The organism is Collinsella sp. 1033st1_E11_1033SCRN_220408 (assembly GCF_039062465.1).
GTDB lineage: Bacteria > Actinomycetota > Coriobacteriia > Coriobacteriales > Atopobiaceae > Parolsenella.
Genome location: NZ_JBCLNF010000004.1, coordinates 178,062 through 198,642, shown reverse-complemented (window position 1 = coordinate 198,642; position 20,581 = coordinate 178,062). Strand labels below are relative to the sequence as shown.

General features: G+C 63.6%; 17 protein-coding genes. 9 read left to right on the top strand and 8 right to left on the bottom strand.

Features of this window, described 5'->3' with window-relative positions; all coding sequences use genetic code 11:
- Positions 1–155: 155 nt before the first annotated feature.
- Positions 156–1,016 (bottom strand): YitT family protein, encoded by an 861-nt coding sequence (locus ABCN07_RS05445; protein ID WP_343005738.1) that lies wholly within the window; start codon positions 1,014–1,016, stop codon positions 156–158.
- A gap of 133 nt (positions 1,017–1,149) precedes the next feature.
- Positions 1,150–1,896 carry a 4Fe-4S binding protein gene (locus ABCN07_RS05440; RefSeq protein WP_343005737.1) on the bottom strand — a complete coding sequence of 249 codons (747 nt, stop codon included), beginning with the start codon at positions 1,894–1,896 and terminating at the stop codon, positions 1,150–1,152.
- 91 nt (positions 1,897–1,987) lie between these two features.
- Between ABCN07_RS05440 and ABCN07_RS05435 the strand changes: the two genes are divergently transcribed.
- The 4 genes from ABCN07_RS05435 to ABCN07_RS05420 all read left to right on the top strand — a co-directional run bounded on the left by ABCN07_RS05435 (position 1,988) and on the right by ABCN07_RS05420 (position 8,910).
- Entirely contained in the window at positions 1,988–2,860 is an 873-nt protein-coding gene (locus tag ABCN07_RS05435) for a nitroreductase family protein (protein ID WP_343005736.1), read from the top strand.
- A gap of 87 nt (positions 2,861–2,947) precedes the next feature.
- Positions 2,948–5,311, top strand: coding sequence for a ferrous iron transport protein B (gene feoB, locus ABCN07_RS05430; protein WP_343005735.1), 2,364 nt, complete (start codon positions 2,948–2,950; stop codon positions 5,309–5,311).
- A 136-nt stretch (positions 5,312–5,447) separates the two neighbouring features.
- Positions 5,448–6,224 (top strand): DUF134 domain-containing protein, encoded by a 777-nt coding sequence (locus ABCN07_RS05425; RefSeq protein ID WP_343005734.1) that lies wholly within the window; start codon positions 5,448–5,450, stop codon positions 6,222–6,224.
- A gap of 187 nt (positions 6,225–6,411) precedes the next feature.
- On the top strand, positions 6,412–8,910 hold the full coding sequence (locus tag ABCN07_RS05420; RefSeq protein WP_343005733.1) for an excinuclease ABC subunit UvrA: 2,499 nt from the start codon (positions 6,412–6,414) through the stop codon (positions 8,908–8,910).
- Between the two features lie 85 nt (positions 8,911–8,995).
- Here the strand turns inward: ABCN07_RS05420 and ABCN07_RS05415 are convergent, their stop codons facing one another.
- Together ABCN07_RS05415 and ABCN07_RS05410 are read right to left on the bottom strand one after the other, a co-directional pair.
- Positions 8,996–10,363 (bottom strand): MFS transporter, encoded by a 1,368-nt coding sequence (locus ABCN07_RS05415; protein WP_343005732.1) that lies wholly within the window; start codon positions 10,361–10,363, stop codon positions 8,996–8,998.
- A gap of 16 nt (positions 10,364–10,379) precedes the next feature.
- Complete coding sequence (locus ABCN07_RS05410) at positions 10,380–11,552, bottom strand: metallophosphoesterase family protein (protein WP_343005731.1); 1,173 nt, start codon at positions 11,550–11,552, stop codon at positions 10,380–10,382.
- Between the two features lie 462 nt (positions 11,553–12,014).
- On the opposite strand from ABCN07_RS05410, the gene ABCN07_RS05405 reads away from it, so the two are divergent.
- Positions 12,015–12,770 carry an EFR1 family ferrodoxin gene (locus ABCN07_RS05405; RefSeq protein WP_343005730.1) on the top strand — a complete coding sequence of 252 codons (756 nt, stop codon included), beginning with the start codon at positions 12,015–12,017 and terminating at the stop codon, positions 12,768–12,770.
- 97 nt (positions 12,771–12,867) lie between these two features.
- On the opposite strand, the gene ABCN07_RS05400 is transcribed toward ABCN07_RS05405, so the two are convergent.
- Positions 12,868–13,113, bottom strand: coding sequence for a glutaredoxin (locus ABCN07_RS05400; RefSeq protein WP_343005729.1), 246 nt, complete (start codon positions 13,111–13,113; stop codon positions 12,868–12,870).
- A gap of 216 nt (positions 13,114–13,329) precedes the next feature.
- Between ABCN07_RS05400 and ABCN07_RS05395 the strand changes: the two genes are divergently transcribed.
- The 4 genes from ABCN07_RS05395 (at position 13,330) to ABCN07_RS05380 (ending at position 16,914) form a co-directional block, all read left to right on the top strand.
- Positions 13,330–14,520 carry an iron-containing alcohol dehydrogenase gene (locus tag ABCN07_RS05395; RefSeq protein ID WP_343005728.1) on the top strand — a complete coding sequence of 397 codons (1,191 nt, stop codon included), beginning with the start codon at positions 13,330–13,332 and terminating at the stop codon, positions 14,518–14,520.
- 180 nt (positions 14,521–14,700) lie between these two features.
- Positions 14,701–15,648, top strand: coding sequence for a tRNA-dihydrouridine synthase family protein (locus ABCN07_RS05390; RefSeq protein ID WP_343005727.1), 948 nt, complete (start codon positions 14,701–14,703; stop codon positions 15,646–15,648).
- A gap of 112 nt (positions 15,649–15,760) precedes the next feature.
- Positions 15,761–16,330, top strand: a complete 570-nt coding sequence (locus tag ABCN07_RS05385; protein WP_343005726.1) for a helix-turn-helix domain-containing protein — start codon at positions 15,761–15,763, stop codon at positions 16,328–16,330.
- A gap of 107 nt (positions 16,331–16,437) precedes the next feature.
- Positions 16,438–16,914, top strand: a complete 477-nt coding sequence (locus ABCN07_RS05380; protein WP_343005725.1) for an HsmA family protein — start codon at positions 16,438–16,440, stop codon at positions 16,912–16,914.
- Between the two features lie 153 nt (positions 16,915–17,067).
- Here ABCN07_RS05380 and ABCN07_RS05375 read toward each other — a convergent pair whose 3' ends face one another.
- The 3 genes from ABCN07_RS05375 to ABCN07_RS05365 all read right to left on the bottom strand — a co-directional run bounded on the left by ABCN07_RS05375 (position 17,068) and on the right by ABCN07_RS05365 (position 20,525).
- Complete coding sequence (locus ABCN07_RS05375; protein ID WP_343005724.1) at positions 17,068–17,694, bottom strand: flavodoxin family protein; 627 nt, start codon at positions 17,692–17,694, stop codon at positions 17,068–17,070.
- Positions 17,695–17,860: 166 nt separating this feature from the next.
- The gene (gene brnQ / locus ABCN07_RS05370; protein ID WP_343005723.1) at positions 17,861–19,234 is read right to left on the bottom strand and encodes a branched-chain amino acid transport system II carrier protein; all 1,374 of its coding nucleotides are present in this window, start codon (positions 19,232–19,234) and stop codon (positions 17,861–17,863) included.
- A gap of 175 nt (positions 19,235–19,409) precedes the next feature.
- Positions 19,410–20,525: a DUF389 domain-containing protein gene (locus ABCN07_RS05365; RefSeq protein ID WP_343005722.1), complete on the bottom strand. Its 1,116-nt coding sequence runs from the start codon at positions 20,523–20,525 to the stop codon at positions 19,410–19,412.
- Positions 20,526–20,581 lie beyond the last annotated feature (56 nt).

Here is a 20,581-nt window from a genome sequence, read left to right as displayed (position 1 = left end):
TGCTGGGACATGGGAGGCCCCTCCTCGCTGTGCGCCTAGACAACCCACAGCATGCGGGAGGCCTCCCTATTTGTCACTATCGGGGTGTAAACAACCTATTGGCACATAACAACTAGCGCAAAAGTTGACAAAGGGACTGTCCCTTTGTCAACTTCCTACGCGCCCGCCGGGGCGGCGCCCGTGCTCTTGACGTGGTTGCCGATAATCTCAGAAACGTCCGAGATGGAGACGAACGCGGAGTGGTCGACCGAGTCGATCACTTCGCGTAGCTCACGGACCTCGTACTTCGTGATGACGCAGTAGAGGACCTTCTTCTTGCCGCTCAGCATGCCCTCGCCATCCATGATGGTGACGGTGCGGCCCATGCGGCTGTAGATCTGCTTGCAAATCTCCGTGGCGTCGTCCGTGACGATGAGGGCCGCCTTGACCTGGTCCATCTCGGACTCGACCATGTCGAGCACCTTCGACGTGATGAAGTAGGTGAGCAGCGAGTAGAGCGCCCGGTCGACGCCAAAGAGTATGCCGGCCATGCCATAGATGACGATGTTCATGCCGAGAACCATCTGTCCCACGGCGAGGTCGGTCTTCCTGCTGACGAGGATGGCCACGGCCTCGGTGCCGTCGAGGCAGCCGCCCCCGCGAATCACGATGCCCACGCCAAGGCCGAGAAGCACGCCGCCAAAGCAAACCGCGAGTAGGGTCTCGCCGGTGGCATTCGCCCAGCCGTCGAAGAGCTCGACGCACGCGGAGAACGTCGCCATCGAGAAGACGGCGCGCGCCGTAAAGCTGCGGCCGAGCTTGATGCCGCCCAGGATGACGAAGGGTGCGTTCAGGATGATCGTGAGTAGGGCGAGGGGAATGCCCGTCACGTGCGAGATCATCATGCCCACGCCGATGACGCCGCCATCCAGGATGGTATTGGGGACGAGGAACTCCTCCACGGCGAAGGCCGCGATCGCGGAGCCAAGGGCGAGGAACGCGTAGTTGATGACGGGATGGGAGGGACGTCGATCCATATGAGATGCCTTTCTGTGTCGTGGGCACAGGTGGTCAGGTCACGGGATTGAGTCTACCCAAAGAACTGGGCGCCACACGGCGCGAGCGTAGATGCCACGGCACCTGCTCTCCTCGCCGCGAGGGCCGTCGCTCCTACAGGAACAACTCGTTTTCCTTTCGCGGGGTGCAGACGGGGCTGAGGGCCTCGGCCTTGGCGGCAACGGCCGCGGCGTTAACCTCCCTGGCGTTGACGGGGCAGATCCTCAGGCAGCGCATGCAACCGATGCAAGTCTCAGGGTTGGCGGCGAAGCTCTCCGTGTCGATCGCCTGCGCGGGGCACTCCCTCGCGCAGAGGCCGCAGTCGACGCATGCGTCTGTGGGCTGGGGGACGAGGCCGCCACGGCCTCCCTGCTTGTACGGACGATTGCCGGGAATGGCCGGTGTGTCCGTCGCCTCCTCGGCGATGCGCCTGGCGAAGCCCCTGAGCTGCGCGGCATCCGTAGCATCGGGCCTGCCGGTGGCGAACTGGGGGAAGATCGAGTGCTCGGCGATGGCCGCCACCGCGGCGACGACGTTGAAGCCGCAAGCCCTGGCCGTATCCTCCATCTCCGCCAGGGTGTCCTCGAACGCGCGGTTGCCATAGACGCAGATGAGGGTGCACGCCGCGCCGTTACCGGGGATGCGGCTCAGGCGCTCCGTGGCGATGGTGGGAACCCTGCCGCCAAAGGAGGGTAGGGCGATAAGAACCTGGTCATCCCCGTCGATGACGCAAGCGGAGAAGTCCTTCTCGGGATCGGCGAGGTCGATGGTCTTGACTTCGCCCTTCCAGCCCTCGGCGAAGGCGCGGGCGACCTTCGCGGTGCCGCCGGTGGGGCTAAAGATGATTTCGACGATGCGCACGGCCTCTCCTTTTGGTATTTATGGGAGTACTCTACGTAATGATACAAGGCGGCCGCGATGCCGCCCGCGGATATACGGAGGCGAATGCGTGATGGCTATGGACGACAATGCTGCTGCTGCGACGTTGAGCGGGTCGATGGACATCGGTGGCATGCCGGTGGGTAACGACGAAGCGCCTGTATCGGGGAATCCCGTGCTCGCTGCAATCGAGCGACGTTCGTCCACACGCTCGTTCGCCAAGGACGCCGAGGGTCGCGCCATTCCCGTGACGGATGAGCAGAGGCTTGCCGTGCTGCATGCCGCGAGCCGCGCGCCCTCCGCCGGCGCCATGATGATGTACTCGATCATCGACGTCCGCGAGCAGGCGACGCTCGACCGCCTCTGCGTGCTGTGCGACGGCCAGCCCATGATCTCGCATGCTCCGTGGGCACTCTTGTTCGTTGCCGACTACGTCAAGTGGATCGACCTGTTCGAACACGTGGGCTGCTTCACGGATGAATTCGCGGAGCGTACGGGCAAGGCGCCGCGTCGCGAGCCGGGCCTTGGCGAGCTGGGAATCGCGCTGCAGGACACCGTGTGCGCCGCACAGAACGCCGTAATCGCTGCCGAGGCCGTGGGTCTCGGTAGCTGCTACGTTGGCGATATCCTCGAGCACGCGGAGGAGGTCTCTGAGCTCCTTGGCCTGCCGCAGCACACGCTTCCCCTTAGCATGCTCATCCTGGGAACTCCCGCCAAGGAGCGCCCCGCCATTGGACATCCGGTGAAGAACCTCGTGATGAGAGAGCGCTATCACCGGGCGACTCCGGAGGAGATGGACGCGCAGGTCGCGGAGATGGACGCGATGTTCCGCCCGCATGCAACGGAGGCAGGAGAGCGCGTCTGCGACATCTACACGCGTAAGCACACGAGTGGTTTCATGGCCGAGATGGGCCGCTCGATGGGGGAGTGGCTCCGCCGCTGGTAGGCATGGCGGCGAGGGAGGCGGCTCCGTCGCTGCCTGTGGTTAGGCGGGCCTTGCTCGCGCTATCATGCTGTGCCAGGAGGCTGGAAGATGAAACTCGATGAGCTTGAAATTGGCAAGGACGCGGTGATCGCGTCGGTGTCTGCGGATGACGCGGCGCTCCGTCAGCATATCCTCGATATGGGCCTTACGCCCGGTACCGAGGTCACGATGATGAAGTACGCCCCCATGGGCGACCCCATGGAGATCCGCCTGCGCGGCTATGAGCTCACGCTTCGCCGTGACACCGCCGCGAGGATCGAGCTCGTTGGCGTGCATGATACGGACACCGCTCCGCGCGTCGCGCCCAAGACGGGCGCCACGGCCCACCCGGCATTGGGTGAGGGCGTGCATCCCCGCAGCGCGACCAAGGCGGTGCCGGAGGGCGAGCCCCTCACCTTCGCGCTCGCCGGCAACCAGAACTGCGGCAAGACCACGCTCTTCAACCGTCTGACCGGCTCGAACCAACACGTCGGCAACTTTCCCGGCGTGACGGTCGATCGCAAGGACGGACAGATTCGCAATCACCCCGAGGCGACGGTCACGGACCTCCCGGGCATCTACTCGCTCTCGCCCTACACGGGCGAGGAGGTCGTGAGCCGCCAGTTCATCATCGATGCCAACCCCGACGCCGTGATCGACATCGTCGATGCCACGAACATCGAGCGTAACCTCTATCTGACGCTCCAGCTCATGGAGCTCGACCGTCCCATGGTCATCGCGCTCAACATGATGGACGAGGTCACCGCCAACGGCGGCACCATCGACGTGAACCTGCTCGAGAGCCTGCTCGGCGTGCCTGTGGTTCCCATCTCCGCCGCCAAGAACGAGGGTATCGGCGAGCTCGTGGAGCATGCGATGCACGTCGCGCGCTATGGCGAGCGCCCCGGCCGCGTCGACTTCTGCTCGAGCTCCGAGGACGCGCCTGACCACGGCGCGCTCCACCGCTGCATCCACGGCATCGCCAAACTGATCGAGGACCACGCGCGCGCCGCGTCGATCCCCGTTCGCTTCGCGGCAACCAAGCTCGTCGAAGGGGACGAGCTCGTAATCAAGGCCCTTGGCCTCGATGAGAACGAGCTGCAGGGTATCGGACACGTCATTCGCCAGATGGAGGAGGAGTCCGGCACGGACCGCTTCTCCGCCCTCGCGGATATGCGCTTTACCTTCATCGAGAGCGTGTGCAGCGCCTGCGTGGTCAAGCCGCGGGAGAGCCGCGAGCACAAGCGCTCCGTGGCAATCGATCGCGTGCTCACGGGCCGCTATACCGCGGTCCCTGCGTTTCTCGCCATCATGGCGCTCGTGTTTTGGCTTACGTTTGGCGTGGTCGGCGCGGCGCTGCAGGGTCTGCTCGAGAACCTCGTTGACGCGGGTATCGAGGCCACGGACGTGGCGCTTGCGGCGTTTGGCACGAATGAGGTCGTCCGCTCGATGCTGGTTGATGGCGTGCTCACGGGTGTTGGCAGCGTGATCTCGTTCCTGCCCATCATCGTGGTTCTATTCCTCCTGCTCTCGATCCTTGAGGACTCGGGCTATATGGCACGCGTGGCCTTCGTTATGGATAAGTTCCTGCGTCGCTTTGGCCTGTCCGGGCGCAGCTTCGTGCCGATGCTCGTGGGCTTTGGCTGCAGCGTCCCGGCAATCATGTCCACGCGCACCCTTCCGTCCGAGCACGACCGCAAGATGACGGTCATGCTCACGCCCTTCATGAGTTGCTCCGCAAAGCTGCCGGTCTACGGCCTGCTTTGCGCGGCGTTCTTCCCCAATGCGACGGTTGCCGCGATGGTCGCGCTCTACGTGCTGGGCGTCATCGTTGGAATGGTCGTTGCGGTGATCCTCAACCACACCGCGTTCAAGGGCGAGCCCGTCCCCTTTATCATGGAGCTTCCCAACTATCGTCTCCCCAGCGTCAAGACGACGTTCATGCTCGCATGGGACAAGGCGAAGGGCTTCATCACCAAGGCGTTCACCATCATCTTCGCAGCGTCTGTCGTGATTTGGTTCCTCCAGACGTTCGACATTCGCTTCAACGTGGTCACGGACCAGTCGCACAGCATGCTTGCCAAGCTGGGCGGCCTGATCGCACCCGCGCTCGCACCGCTTGGGTTTGGCGACTGGCGTGTCTCCACGGCGCTCGTCTGCGGCCTCATCGCCAAGGAGAGCGTGATCTCGACGCTGACGGTGCTACTTGGCTCGACTTCGGTCGCGACACTGTCCGAGCTGTTCACACCGGCGACCGCCTTTGTGTTCCTCGTCTTTACGCTGCTCTATCCGCCGTGCGTGGCGGCGATCGGCACAGTCCGCTCCGAGCTGGGAGGGCGCTCCGCCGCTGCGGTCTTCGCCCTGCAGGTGACGGTTGCCTGGCTGGTGGCGTTCTTGTTCCATACGGTGTTCATGCTGCTGGGGCTTGCGTAGGCAATCGAGCGATTCCTGGTGCAGCCCTTTTGACCGCGCGTCCTGCTATTTCTGTCGTATGCCAGAAATAGCTTGCAATCCACACTGACGGGCGTACTGTATTTCCTGACATATGTCAGGAATGGAGCTGGAGCATATGGCAGGACGTCATCAGAAGGTCAGGAGTGTTGGGATCGAACCCGAGTACCTCGGCTTCTCTCCCGACGGCCTGGCGAGCGGTGATGACCTCACGTTGACCGTCGATGAGCTCGAGGTTCTTCGCCTCGTTGATCTTGAGCGGCTGAGTCAGGCGGAGGCTGCGCAGCGCATGGGCGTTGCCCGCGCCACAATCGCCGCCATTTGCGAGCGTGCTCGTGCGAAGACCGCGGATGCCCTGGTCAATGGCCGCCGCCTCGTTATCGCGGGCGGCAACGTCGCCTATGCGTCAGCTTCTTGCAACGACGCCGAGCCTTGGCCGGCAAAGGGAGAGGGCATCATGAGGATTGCGGTCACGTACGATAACGGCAACGTCTTCCAGCACTTTGGCAAGACCCAGCAGTTCAAGATCTATGACGTGGAGGAGGGCAAGGTCGTCTCCGCGGAGGTCGTTAGCTCCAACGGTGCCGGGCACGGTGCCCTCGCGGGTGTCTTGGCGGAGGGCGGCGTCGACACGCTCATCTGCGGCGGCATCGGCGGCGGTGCCATCAACGCGTTGAACCAGGCTGGGATCACCATCTATGCCGGTGGCTCTGGCGACTGCGACGCACTCGTCGAGGCGTTCCTCGCCGGCGAGGTCGAGCAGGTCGAGGGTGCCACCTGCGATTGCCACGGCCATGGCCACGACGAGGGCCACGAGCACGGCCACGAAGGCTGCGGCTGCGGCGGACACGGTCATGTTGATGACCACGAGGGCTGCGGTTGCGGCTGCCACTAGGCGCTGACGCTGCTGCGAGAGCTGTGGCTGCGGCTGCCACTAGGCCTGCTGTCACTGCCGCCAGCAGGGCGGCGAACATGATTTCCGGATTTGATGATGCGGGGTGTGGGGAGGCAGCTTCCCGCACCCCGCTCTCCTGAGTGGGGGACAATGTCAACCGTTGGAAAAGCCGTCTGAGGGGGGCAGCGTGACCCAGATCGACCACATCGAGGTGCGGGGTGCCCGCGTCCATAACCTGAAGAACGTCGACGTCGACATCCCGCTGGGCGAGCTCGTGGGCATCGCGGGCGTGTCGGGCTCCGGTAAGAGTTCGCTGGCTCTCGGCGTCCTCTATGCCGAGGGCTCGCGACGCTACCTCGAGGCGCTCTCGACCTACACACGTCGGCGCATCTCGCAGGCGGGCAAGGCGAGCGTCGATGACGTGCGCTATGTGCCCGCGGCGCTCGCCCTCCATCAGCGACCTGCCGTACCTGGGGTTCGTTCGACGTTTGGTACGTCAAGCGAGCTGCTCAACAGCCTGCGCTTGCTCTTCTCGCGCGTGGGAAGCCATGCCTGCCCGCACTGCGGCGCCCACGTGCCGCCGTCGCTCAACGTCGCGGCCGAGTTGCCCATCGTCTGTCCCGAGTGCGGCGAGAGCTTCTTCGGCCCGGGTGCGGAGGACCTCGCGTTCAACAGCGGCGGAGCCTGCCCCGCCTGCAGCGGCACGGGCATCGTGCGCACCGTCAACCGCGCGGCGCTCGTCCCGGACGAGTCCAAGACCATCGACGAGGGTGCCGTGGTGGTGTGGGGTAGCCTCATGTGGGACCTCATGAAGCAGGTCTGCGGTGCCATGGGCGTGCGCACGGACGTGCCGTTCTGCGAGCTCACGCCCGCGGAGCGCGAGATGGTCTTCGACGGCCCTGCCGAGAAGCGCCACATCCTCTATAAGTCCAAGAAGACCGACGACTTCGCCGAGCTTGATTTCACCTACTACAACGCCGTGCGCACGGTCGAGAACTCCCTTGCCAAGGCCAAGGACGAGAAGGGCCTCAGGCGCGTCGAAAAGTACCTCGTGGAGGCACCCTGCCCGGAGTGCGGGGGAACGCGCCTGTCCGCTGCGGCGCGCGGACCCCTTGTGCGTGGCATCAACCTCGCCGAGGCCACGCGCATGACGCTCGCGGAACTCGACGAGTGGGTGGCGGGCGTTCCGGAGAGCCTTCCCGCCGAGATGCGCCCGATGGCGGCATCTATCTGCGATTCGTTCAAAAGCACGGCACGCCGTCTGCTCGAGCTCGGCCTCGGCTACCTCTCGCTCGACCGCGCGGGCTCGACGCTCTCCACCGGCGAGCGCCAGCGCGTGCAGCTCGCGCGATCCGTGCGCAACCGCACCACGGGCGTGCTCTACGTGATGGACGAGCCCTCGATTGGCCTGCATCCTGCGAACGTCGATGGTCTTCTCGGCGTGATGCGCGACCTCATCGCCGACGGCAACTCCGTCGTGATGGTCGACCACGACACGAGGATCCTCGCCGCGGCGGACCACATCGTCGAGATGGGTCCCGAGGCGGGCGCCGGTGGAGGTCGCGTGGTGGCGCAGGGAAGCGTGGCCGAGGTGGCCCGCGACCCGAGGTCGCTCATAGGACCATATCTCGCGGGCGGAAAGCGCGTTGCGGCGAGGTGTCAGGCAAGTGTGGACACCATGTTTGACCTGGGGCGCATTCACCTTGAGTCAACTGGACTCCATACAGTGAAGCCCTTGTCGGTGGACGTGCCGCGTGGCCGCCTCGTCGCCGTGACGGGCGTGTCGGGCTCCGGCAAGACGACGCTCGTGCTCGAGACGCTCATACCGGCGCTCGCGGCGGCCGCGGCAGGAGAGACGCTTCCCGCCCACGTGACGGCGCTCGATGCCGAGGGGATCCGCCGGGCGAACCTCATCGATGCCACACCGATCGGTGTCAATGTGCGCTCGACGGTGGCCACCTACAGCGGCGTGCTCGATGACCTGCGCCGTGCCTACGCGCGCACGGACGCCGCGCGCGAGCTCGGCCTCAAGGCTGGCGACTTCTCGTATAACACGGGTAGCCTCCGCTGCCCTACCTGCGACGGCACGGGCCAGATCTCTCTTGACGTGCAGTTCTTGCCGGACGTGGACATCGCCTGCCCGGATTGCCGTGGCCGCAGGTATGGCGACCGCGCTGCTGGTATTCGCAGGGCGGAGAAGGGCGTTGATGGTGCCGGCCTCAGCCTGCCAGAACTCCTGGCGCTCTCCGTGGACGAGGCCCTGCCGCACGTTGCGGACATCAAGCGCGCCCACGAGAAGCTCCAGACCCTCCATGACCTGGGGCTGGGTTATCTCACGCTTGGCGAGGCGACGCCCGCGCTCTCTGGCGGAGAGGGCCAGCGCCTTAAGCTCGCGAGCGAGATGGGCCGTGGCCAGGAGGATGCCGTCTTCGTGTTTGACGAGCCCACGATCGGCCTGCACCCGTGCGACGTCGAAGTCCTTCTCGGCGTGTTCCAGCGCCTGGTGGAGCAGGGCGCCACGGTCGTCGTCATTGAGCATGACCTGGACTTTATTGCCAATGCGGACTATGTGATAGACATGGGTCCCGGAGGGGGCGAGCAGGGCGGCCGTATCGTCGCTTGCGGCACGCCTGGTGAGGTGGCGGCGAATCCGGACAGCGTCACCGGACGCTATCTGCGAGCGTAGGTAAGAAAACGGGGCGCCACCCGCCGTTGGGTGACGCCCCGAATTCGTTTGACCCATGGGGGGACTTCGGCTGCCGAGCAGCGCCCTACTCGCCCTTCTCCGCGTGCTCGGCCTCCCAGTTTGCCTGGCGCTCGCGGACGTCGCCCATGGTGAGCGTGTCGCCGTGGCGCACGAACAGCACCGGAACGATTGCGAGGGCGGCGAAAGTGGCGCCGTAGAGGTAGAGCTGCGCGTAACCCACGAACTGCATGACGGCGCCAGAGAGGATCGGCGTGATGACCTGGGCGGCCATGCTCGCGGTGTAGTAGTAGCCCGTGTATCTGCCGGTGGTCTGCGTGCTCGCAAGCTCGACAATCATCGGGTAGATGGTCAGCGAGACGGTTGCGGTGCCGATGCCAAAGAGGATCGTCCAGAGGTAGACGATGGGCGAGAAGGTCGTGCTGAGCGAGATCAGTACGCAACCGAGGACCATGAAGACGAGGCCGATGTAGGTCGTGCGCTTACGGCCGATGTGACAGGCGACCGAGGCCATCGGCATATAGGCAACCAGTGCGGCAAGGGTTGCCGCCGTCTGGATCATGGCGTAGCTGCCGCCCTGCATGCCCCAGACCGCGTCAGCGTAGCGAGAGAAGCCGCTGGAGATGGCGTTCTGCGACATGAAGTAGAGGAAGACGCAGACGAGCACGCAGAGAAGGGACCTGCGAATCGCCGGATTGGTCTCGCGCTCCTTGCCGCCTTCGTCGGACGCATCAATCTCCTCCTCGGGAATGCCCAGCTCGGCGCTTTCGCGGTGCATGGCCGCGACCTCCTTGGGCTCGTTGAAGCAGACGACGAAGATGATGGTTGTCAGGATAACCATACCGGAGATGACGAAGTAGACGGGGCGATAGTCCGGGTTGTCGACGGCGGGAACCAGCACCGAGATTGCCACGAGGATGAACACTCCGCCGACTGCCGCCATAAGGGAGTTGAAGGCGTCGGCCTTGCTGCGGACGGGGCGCGGCGTGACGTCGGGCATGAGGGCGACGGAGGGCGCGCGGTAGGTGGAGAGCGCAAGCAGCGTCAGTACGAGGACCGCCATGAATAGCGGCAGGTTCTTCCAGGTGTTGGCGATTGCAATCATCGGGATGAGGAGGGCCGCGATGAGCGAGCCGACCACGATGAAGGGCGTCCTGCGTCCCCACTTGGTATCGAGCTTGTCAGACAGGTAGCCGGTCAGCGGCAGCATGAACAGCGCGAGGATGTTGTCGAGCGCCATGAAGAAGCCCGTCGCGGTGTCGCCGAGGCCAAACGTGTTCTTGAGCATCAGCGGGATGAGGCCGTCATATGCCTGCCAGAAGGTGAGGGCGCCCATGAAGGGGAGCGTCACGAGGATGGTGCGCCTCCAGTCGAGGCTGGTCAGGCTGCGGCTCTTCTTGGCGCGCGACGCCTTGGTCTGAACTGCTTCCTGCATGTTTGTCTCCTGTTGGCTAGCGTCGTTTGGTGATTGAGTGGATGAGGCGGCACGCGAGGGCCGTGGTGGCGGCCACGCACGCAATCAATGCAGGCGTGCGGAACGCCTCGCGAGCCTCCTCGGCGGTGACGGGCGTCGTCGAGGAGATCTTGTCGCGAAGCGGATGAGGGGCCTCGGCGCTCACGAGCGTGCGGTAGTCGAGCAGGCGAGTCTCGAAGGAGGCTGGGTCATTTTCGGTGAAGGTGAAAACGCGGGCGGCGCGCTCGACGGAGGGGCCGTAGCTTCCGAAGCCAGCCGTTGGGGCGTAGCCAAGGCGCATGCCTCTATAGCGCGTGACCAGCGTGTTCTTGTGGTCATGGCCGAAGAAGACGCCGAGGAAGCTGCCCTGCTCGGAGAGCGCGTCGAACTCGCCGGAGTCTGCGTCCGGGCAGCAGACGGGCTCGCGCAGGGTGCCGGACTCAAGGTAATTCTCGGCACAGACGAGCTTCTGGTGTGGGGTGTAGTGGGTCCTGTAGCCAGGGATGCCCTTCTCGTCCGTGCGGGCCGGGCGGAGGCATTCGTAGACCTGGGGGAGCGGTATGTGCTGGAAGAGGATGCCGGGTACGGGGTGGCCCTTCTCCGCGGCCAGGCGGTCTGCGGTGCCAGTGAGCCAGTCGAGCGTCTCTGTCGGGAAGGCCTCGTAGCCGCCGCCGATGTCGCCCGCGCCAGAATCCGCGAGCCAGATGGCGAGACGGGCGTCGCTGCTCTCGTTTGAGGCGAGGATGGGAAGGCAGAGCGTGCCGGGACAAAGCTCGGCCCATGCGGTCGCGTTGAGGCAACCGGGTTGGGTGCGATAGAACGCCTCTTGCGCGGCGTTGTCGAGGCCACACTGGCGATCATGGTTGCCGTAGGTGGCGACGAAGGGGATGCCGCGGGAGACCATGGGCGCGCACATCTGCTCGACGGTGCGTCGCGTGAGGGACTCGACCTCCTGCGGAGACTTGTGGCGGAATGCGGGAGCGTAGCCCTTGACCTGGTCACCGGTCAGGACGACGAGGTCGGGTCGCTCTGCGTCAAGCGCGGCTGCCATCAGCGCGAGTGAGTCTGGGCTTACGGGTGCCACGTCCTGGATGTCGGCAAATTGCATGACGCGGAAGGTGCCGTCGGGACGAAAGTGCGGCAGGTTGTTCTTATCGCCAGCAAGAGGCATGTATCCCACCTGTTAATCTCGGGTATTGCCTGGTAGTGCGCACTGATGGAACACAATGATGCGCGCGGCGTTTATGGTCTGCGAAACGCGTGCGACAGGGTTGTGTAAGGAGTGCGCCGTATCGGCCGTTGACGTTATCCACATGTGGCTGCAAGGTGCGTGCAGCTATGCCCATCGTGGCATAACCTCGGGAGATAAAACCCAGCTAAGGGGAAGTATCACATGTTCTTCCCCTGCCGTTCATCATCAGAAAAACGAACGCCCCGCGCAGAACAAACCTGCAAAAGGGACAGTCCCTTTTTCAGGTGGCGGAGTTGACAAAGGGACAGTCCCTTTGTCAACTTTTGCTGATGGAGGCGGGGCGAGGAGGCCGCACGAAGGCCTCGCGAGGGGCAGCGCGAAGACATCGCGTGGCGCCGCGCGAAGGCCTCGCGAAATCGATCGCATGGCGCGAGGAGGCATATGATTCTGTATTTCAGTGCGACGGGGAATAGCCGCCATGTCGCGGAGGCCATCGCCACACGCGTTGGCGACAGGGCCGTCTCGATTGAGTCGTATAAGGACGAACAGCACCCTTGCATTGCTGTTGACGATGGTTGTTACCTCGGGTTTATTTGCCCAACCTATTGCTGGGGCATGCCTTCGCCCGCGGTTGACTTCCTGGCGCGCGCGAGCTTCGACGTGCCTGCAAGCGCCTACGTCTTCACCGCCACGACGTTTGGCACGACCTCGGGTCAGGCCACGCGCTTTGCGGCAGACCTGTTGCACGAGAAGGGCGTAGATGTCGGGGCGCAATTTGGCGTTCAGATGCCGGACACGTGGACGCCGATGTTTGACCTGTCAGACGGCGCTCGGGTTGCCGCGGTCAATGCCCGCGCGGACGAGTGGATCGACAAGTGCGCCGATATGGTGGCTGGTCGCGTCAAGGGTAGCCACGGGCTTCGCGCGGTGCCCACCTTTGCCGCGAGGCTCTACTACCGCTTTGGCCTTCCAACCTGCGAGGACACGAGTAAGTTCACCGTTGACGCAAAGGCGTGCGTGGGCTGTGGCCTGTGCGCGAGGCGTTGTCCCACGGATGCGATCAAGATGCGTGGAGGCAGGCCCGTATGGGTGAAGCCGTCATGTGCCGCCTGCTTGCGTTGCCTACACAGCTGCCCCAAGTTTGCCATCCAGCGCGGCCATAAAACACGAGCTCACGGTCAGTATCGTCACCCGTAGAGTTGACAAAGGGACTGTCCCTTTGTCAACTCCCGCTGGCCTGACCGCCGGGCAACCTGAAAAAGGGACAGTCCCTTTTTCAGGTGCGCCGTGCTCGCTAAAGGGCGTTGTCGCGAAGCCACTCGATGATGTCGCCGGACTCGTAGAGCGTCTTGCCATCAATGAAGAGACAGGGGACTTGGCGCTTGCCGCCGATGGCGATCAGCGTCTCCGCGGCGCTTTCATCGGCCACGATGTCTCGCAGCGGTATGGTGATGTTGTTCTCGCTCATGAAGTTCATGACCTTGATGCAGTAGGGGCAGGTGGGCTTCATGAAGAGCTCGAGCTCGTGGGCCATGTTCATGGTGCTCCAATCATTGGGTTGGGACGGGAAGTCTACGGCTGATTATTCCCGCATCGCGGGCCATCGTGTCGGGCGTTGACCGAAGCGGTGCACCGTGCCGTCCCCCTCCGAGCCGTTCCCCTATGTCCCTTCCACGCCATCGCGTACCCGCCATGCGAAGCGGGATAATCAACCACGAGAGTTATCCAGATTGCCCCAGAGAGAAGGAGCGTAATCATGCTCGGAGACTTCACCTACTACAATCCCACCAAGCTCATCTTTGGCAAGGATGCCATGACCGCCCTGGCCGCTGAGCTCGAGAAGTACGGCAAGACCGTCCAGCTCGTCTACGGCGGCGGCTCCATCAAGAAGAACGGCATATATGACCAGGTCATCGCCGCACTCGAGGCGGCGGACAAGACCGTCGTCGAGGATGCCGGCGTCATGCCCAACCCCACGGCCCAGAAGCTTCGCGAGGGTGCGCGCATCGCTCGCGAGAACGACGTCGATTTCATCCTCGCGGTGGGTGGCGGCTCGTGCATCGATTACTCGAAGGCAGTCGCCGTCTCCAAGAACCTGCCCGAGGGCGAGGACCCGTGGGACGTCTACTATGCTCGCTCCGAGGAGCCCTCGCCGGATATGGACGTCGTGCCCGTGGGCTCCGTCCTTACCATGGTGGGCACCGGATCCGAGATGAATTGCGGATCGGTCATCACCAACCGCGAGTGCGGCATGAAGATCGGCCACGTCTACTCGGATGACCGCGTCTGGCCGCGCTTTGCCGTATTGAACCCGGAGTTCACCTACAGCCTGCCGCGCTACCAGATGGTTGCCGGCATCTTCGACATCATGAGCCACATCTGCGAACAGTACTTCTCCGGCACGGATGACAACACGAGTGATTACCTGTCCGAGGGCCTCATGCGCAGTCTCATCGTTTCGAGCCGCGCGGCCGTGGCAAATCCCGAGGATTACGAGGCTCGCTCGAACATCATGTGGACGGCGACCTGGGCGCTCAACAGCCTCGTGGCTCGCGGCAAGACCGAGGACTGGGAGGTCCACATGCTCGGCCACGCCGTGGGAGCCGTGACGGATGCCACCCATGGCATGGCGCTCGCCGCGGTGGCACTGCCGTACTACCGCCTGATCATGCCCTATGGCCTCGAGAAGTTTGCGCGCTTTGCCGTCAACGTGTGGGGCGTCGATGCATCCGACAAGACGACGGAGGAGCTCGCCTCAGCCGGTCTTGCCGCCATGGAGGCCTGGATGCGCGAGATCGGCTGCGTCATGAGCATCGCCGAGCTGGGCGCCAACGAGTCCAACCTCGATGCCATCGCCGACGCGACGTTCTTCATGGAGGGCGGCTATCACGTTCTCAACCGCAACGAGGTCCTCGACATTCTTCGCGCGAGCCTTGCCGCAAAGTAGCGAAAGCAGGCGGCGTGACGTCGCCGTTGTCCGCTGCGCCGCCAAACCAGAAAAAGGGACAGTCCCTTTTGCAGGTTCGTCGCCCGTCCGAGGGTTGACAAAGGGACTGTCCCTTTGTCAACCCTGTCGCGCATATAATGGGGCGTTCGTGACTAGGCTGCAATGGAGACGAGGACCAACGTGATTTTGTCGCTGGCACCCATGGAAGGCGTGACGGGATACGCGTTTCGCAAGGCGCACGCTGAGTGCTTTGGCGAGCTTGACCGCTACTACACGCCCTTCCTCGTTCCTCCCAGGCTTAACTTCCCGTTCGCCAACCGTTACGCCAAGGAACTCTGTCAGGAGGGTGACGAGGCTCTTGACGTGGTGCCCCAGCTCCTGACCAAGAACGCCGATGAGTTCGTTTGGGCGACGAAGCTTCTGTCGGAGATGGGCTATGCCGAGGTCAACCTCAATGTCGGATGTCCGTCGGGAACCGTGGCCAACAAGGGCCGGGGCGCGGGTTTTCTGTGCGATTTCGCCGCCCTCGAGGCGTTTCTCCAGGATGTCTGCGCGAGGTCCGCGCTTCCCGTCTCCGTCAAGACGAGGATTGGCTTTGCCAACGACAACGAGTTCGAGGAGATTCTCGAGACGTACTGTCGCTGTCCCATTGCGGAACTCATCGTCCACCCGCGCGTGCGGGCGGACTTCTACGATGGCACTCCGCGTAGGAAAGCCTATGGCGAGGCGCTGGCGAAGGCGCCGTTTCCCGTTGCCTACAACGGAGACATTTTCGGCGTCGCGGACGTTGAGAGCTTGGTTGCCGCCTATCCGGAGACGCGCCACGTGATGCTCGGCAGGGGAGTCGTGGGCAATCCCGCTCTCCCGCGCATGATCAAGGGCGGCCCCGCAGCCACGGCCGATGAGCTCGAGCGCTTCCATGACGTGCTCTTCCACACGTATGAGGAGCGGATTGGCGGCAACGCGGTGTTCCGCATGAAGGAGTGGTGGTCCTACGCCAAGGAGCTCTTCGTCAGCCCCATCTCCGTGCAGCGCGCGGTGAGAAAGCTGAAGCGTGTTGACGAGTACGAGGCTGCGGTGGGCAAGATCTTCCGCACGGAGGAACTCGTAACGGATAGGATTGGCTAGCAGGACGCTGATGCGGGGAGAGTCGGCGGAGGCGTCGACACGCCGAGTTGATTGGTTTGTCAGGTCGTGTTCGAGCTGGTAACGGGTCTGTCTGACGGAGCGGAGGAGTCACATGACCTCGAACGTCATCTCTCGAGAAGAGCTTCTTGAGGAGGCGTACCGCATCGCTGATACCCAGGGTGTCTCGGCGCTTTCCATTCGCTCCCTCGCCCGGGCGAGCCACGTGAGCGTCGGCACGATTTACAACCACTTCTCGTCAAAGGACGAGCTGACGACGTCAACCATCGAGCTCTACTTCAAGCGTGCCGTCTTTGACGAGTTCTGCACGCTGGATGCCGGCAAGGGCTTCGTCGACTACTGCGAGGACCTCTATGCGTCGCTGGCCAAACTGGTCGAGCGCTTCAGGGAGCGTTGGTTGCGCGGCGTCGTGGTACTTCCCGCTTCCGAGAAAGCCGCCGCCCACCTGCGCGAGCGCGAGATTCTCGACCACGCGCTTCATGGGCTTGCCGAGGTGTTCACGGCGGATCATGCCATAGTGCCTGATCTGCCCGAGGGCCTCGACGCGATGGCCGTGAGCCGTTTCACGCTCGACAACATGCTCGCCGCGCTTCACGCTGATGCGGAGGGGTGCCCGGTGCTCTTCGGCCTTCTCCGCAGGGCGCTGTATGACGCGGCGGAATGAACAAGACACGGTGGATGTTCATTTGCGGCGGTCTCACAATCTTTTTTTGGGCGGCAGAGAAAGACTCTCACCGGCCAATAATCGATTATGGGAGGCATTCAGAACTTATGAATCCACTGGTTATGGCGGCATCCACGGCAATCACGCTCGCCCTCGTCTTCTACACGATCGGCGTTTTTGGAGAGGCTCGCGCCGGCTCGCTGCAGAAGAAGCATCTCATCCTGTTTTGGATCGGTCTTGCGTGCGACACGACGGGCACAACCATTATGACTTCCATCGCGCATTCCTCGCATGGCGCGGGTTCCCCGCTCCACGCGATTACCGGTGCGCTCGCCATCGTCCTCATGCTCTTCCACGCCGTCTGGGCGACCTTCGTCCTTCTCCGTGGCGACGAGAAGAGCCGCGAGGGCTTCCACAAGCTCAGCGTTGGCGTGTGGCTGATTTGGCTCGTCCCGTATTGCGTTGGTCTGCTGGTCGGCATCCCCGCCATTCATCTGAGTGATACCGCGACGCTGGTCGTCTCGGTGCTCATACCTGCGGCGATTGGCGTGGTTCTTCGCATGCGCGGCGGCGCTCGTGCCTAGGGCGTGCGTTCCTGACGACATGGCCTAGCGGCCTAACAATCCTGACGACATGGCCCTCGCTGCCTAACGAAAGAGGGGATGCCCGGGCACCCCCTCTTTCGTCTGTCTGTTGGGAATTTGTCTAGCGGGTGACTCCCCTGGCGGGCAAATCGCCTAACGGATGAAGTTGGTTGCGGGGCCACGCTCGGCATCGGGAGCTTCGATGCCAGCTGCCTTGCCCGCCTCTATGCAGCGCAGGATCCAGGCCATGTTGTGGGCGAGGTTGCGCATGGTGCGCAGGCCCTCATCGTCCTGGACGGCCTCACCCGGCGTGCATCCGTGGACGTTGTTCCAGTACGTGGAGGCCACGACCGGCATCTGGTTGATGGTGAAGTACTTGTTGAGCACGTCGAACGACGCTGTGGTGCCGCCGCGGCGAGCGATTGCGATGGCGGCGCCGGGTTTGTGGCAGAAGGCGTTCTTGCCCGCGTAGAAGGCGCGGTCGAGAGCACACAGGATGCGGCCCGAGGGGTGCGCGTAGTAGACGGGCGTGCCAAAGACGAAGGCATCTGATCCCTCGGCCTTCTCGATGAGCTCGTTCACGACGTCGTTATCGAACACGCAACGATTATCGAGCTCGGAGCACTTGCCGCAGGCAATGCAGTCGTTGACGGGCTTGGTGCCGAGCCATAGCGTCTCGGTCTCTAGGCCCTCCGCCTCAAGCGCGCGAGCAACCTCCGCGAGGGCTGTTGCGGTGTTGCCGTCTTTACGCGAGCTTCCGTTGACAAGAAGAACCTTCATCTCGAACTCCTCCTAGGAAGTAATCCCTTGCGCTGCCATGCTACAGCAGCGGGGCAAGCTCGCCAGCGATGACGCCAGCGAGAGCTGGTTGTGCCTTGTTCGATGGATCCGGGCTTTGTTTCTTTGACCATCTGCAGTGGCGCCCAGGGCTGCGATGCCGAGCCCGCTAGTTCTTCTCGGCCACCCCGTTCTTAACCACAGAGACGACGATGCCAACGACGGCGGCGCATGCGGCGGGCAGGATCCAGCCGAGTCCGATGTCTGCGAGCGGCAGAGAGTCGAGAACCAACGACGCACCCTTGAAGAAAGCGTCGCGGATGGACGTGGCGACGCTCACGACGGTTGTCACGCCGATGGCCCATGGCCAAACGAGTGGGAAGCGATCGCACGCGCGGTGCGCCATACCCATGAGGACGAGCAAGATCGAAACGGGGTAGAGGGCGTTCAGTAGCGGCACGGAGAACGTCAGGATGGCATCGAGGCCAAAGTTCGAGACGAAGCAGGAGAAGATGGCGAAGCCGGCGGCCCAGATGCGATAGGTCGGGTTAGCCTGCCTGCCATTCTCGTCGACACCGGTACTCGCGGAGCCGGTGAAGTTCTCGCAGAAGTAGGTGCCACAGCAGCTGATGAGGCCAATGCACACGTTGAGGCAGGCAAGCAGGTAGATGGCAGCGATGATCACGGTGCCGGCAAAGCCAAAGTGCAGCGTGGCAGCGGCGGTGAGGATGACGGCACCGTTGGTGGCGTCGGGCATGACCGAGCCGAAGGTCACGCCCACGAAGGCAAGGCCGCAGTAGACGAGGGCCATGAGCACGCCTGCGACCACGCCGGCGCGGGAGACCTCACGCATGATGCCGTGCGAATCGGTGACGCCGAGGGCCTGGATGTTCTCGGCGATGATGATGCCGAAGGTGAGGGACGCGAGCAGATCCATCGTCTGGTAGCCCGCGAGGAAACCCTGGATGGGCGCAACGTTGTCATAGGGCGGCTGCGGCGCCTGGGTGGTGCCGGCCGGGGCGATGAGCGTGGATCCCACGACCATCACGAGCAGGACGATGAGCGCGGGACCGGTGATACGGCCGAGCAGCTTCGTGAGCGCGCCGGGGTGCATGGCGAGTCCGAAGGCGACGGCAAAGAATGCGATGGAGAAGACGAGACGCGTGGTGTCGACTGAGATGCCCTCTGGGATCAGGGGGATAAGCATCTCGAACGCGGTCGAGCTGGTGCGGGGAATGGCCAGGCACGGGCCGATTGAGAGGTAGATCGCGGCGACGAAGACCTTCGAGAAGATGGGGTGAACGCGATTGGCGAGCTCGCGGGCGGTGCCCGCGAGTGCCACGGCTACGATGCCAAGGACGGGCAGGCCGATGCCCGCGATGAGGAATCCGATCATGGCGGGGACGCAATTGGTTCCCGCTTTGAGGGCCAGCGGCGAAGGCAGAATGAGGTTGCCAGCGCCGAAGAACATCGAGAAGAGGGTAATGCCCACGGCGAGCGACTGTCGGGGCGTAAGAGCAGTGTTCGTCTGGCTACTATCCATGATGGCTCCAATGAGGCCGACGCTAGAATTGCATTATTTTAGCAAGCGCTTGAATATTCGAGAGCCTGATGTGCAAATTTGGCCAGGTGGCTCTTCTCGGCGGATGGTTGCTCGCTGGTACGCGCGTCTGGGTAGTCGGCGGCGAGGCATGTGGCCGCGGCTCGTCACGTTCGTGCTACTCCGTTTGCGAGGTGAATTCCACACGGTCGAGTTGGGGCACGTTGAGGCGGATGAGCCTCTCGACGGTCTCGCGAGAGCGCTCGTCAAGGGAGTCGTCCGTGACTACGTGGGCGACGGTCTCACGCGTGACCTGCGAGTTTGCCTCGTCGTCTGAGGAGACGTCTACGCCGACCGAGTAGCTCTCGAAGCCCGGGAGAATGGCTTGGAGCTCGCGCGTCGTTTCCATGACGCCGTAGCCGTCCTCGACGCCTTCGCTCGCCGATCCAATCGAGCCCGCCGTGAATATGACGCAGGGGATGGCAAAGATGATGGTGCCCAGGACCACGTAGCGGCGGACCTTGCGCGAAAGGATGTCTGAAAGCCAGGCTTCCTCGGGGTCGACGACGCCGTCGTCGTTGAGGTCGCGATGGAGGGGAACGCGCAGGGCGAGGAGTACGGCCTCGGCCGCCAACGCGATGAAGACGACGTTGATGCCGAACTCATAGAGCGCCGCGAGGAAGAACGAGACGTCAACCATGGCAATGCCGTAGCCGGCGGCGCAAAGCGGAGGCATGAGAGCCGTTGCCACGGCAACGCCCGAGATGAGGGTCGCAGGCTCCTGGTTTCTCGAGTTGCCGAGGCCACCGGCGAAGCCGCCTGCGAGTGCTACGGCGAGGTCCCAGATGGTGGGTGTCGAGTTGTCGACCAGGGCGGCAGTCGTGGAGGCGATGGGCGAGAGCCTGAAATAGATGGTGGAGGTTACGAGGCAGAGGGCCATCTGCACGGCAAGGCCTGCAACTGCCTCGATTGTGAGGCGGCGGTCAAGCGTGGCGATGCCATAGGCCGTGGCGAGTACGGACCCCATGAGCGGGCAGATGAGCATGGCGCCGACGATGGCGATGTCCGAGTTGGTGTCGAGGCCGATGCAGGCGATCAACATGGCGACGATGAGGATGCAGAGATGCGTGCCATCGAGGCGGGCGCCATTTACGAAGCGCTTGCGAATGACGGCATAGGGCGCACGGCCCTCGCGGATGTTAAACGTTCGCTTGAGGAAGGCGGCGAGGTGGGCGCGGAGCTCGATAAGGAGCTCGCGGATCTCGTCGCTGCGTGACTGTTGCTCGGGTTCCATACGTTGCCTCGGTCGAATTCGGGTTCTGAGGGGAGAGCCTTCCATGGGTATTCCCA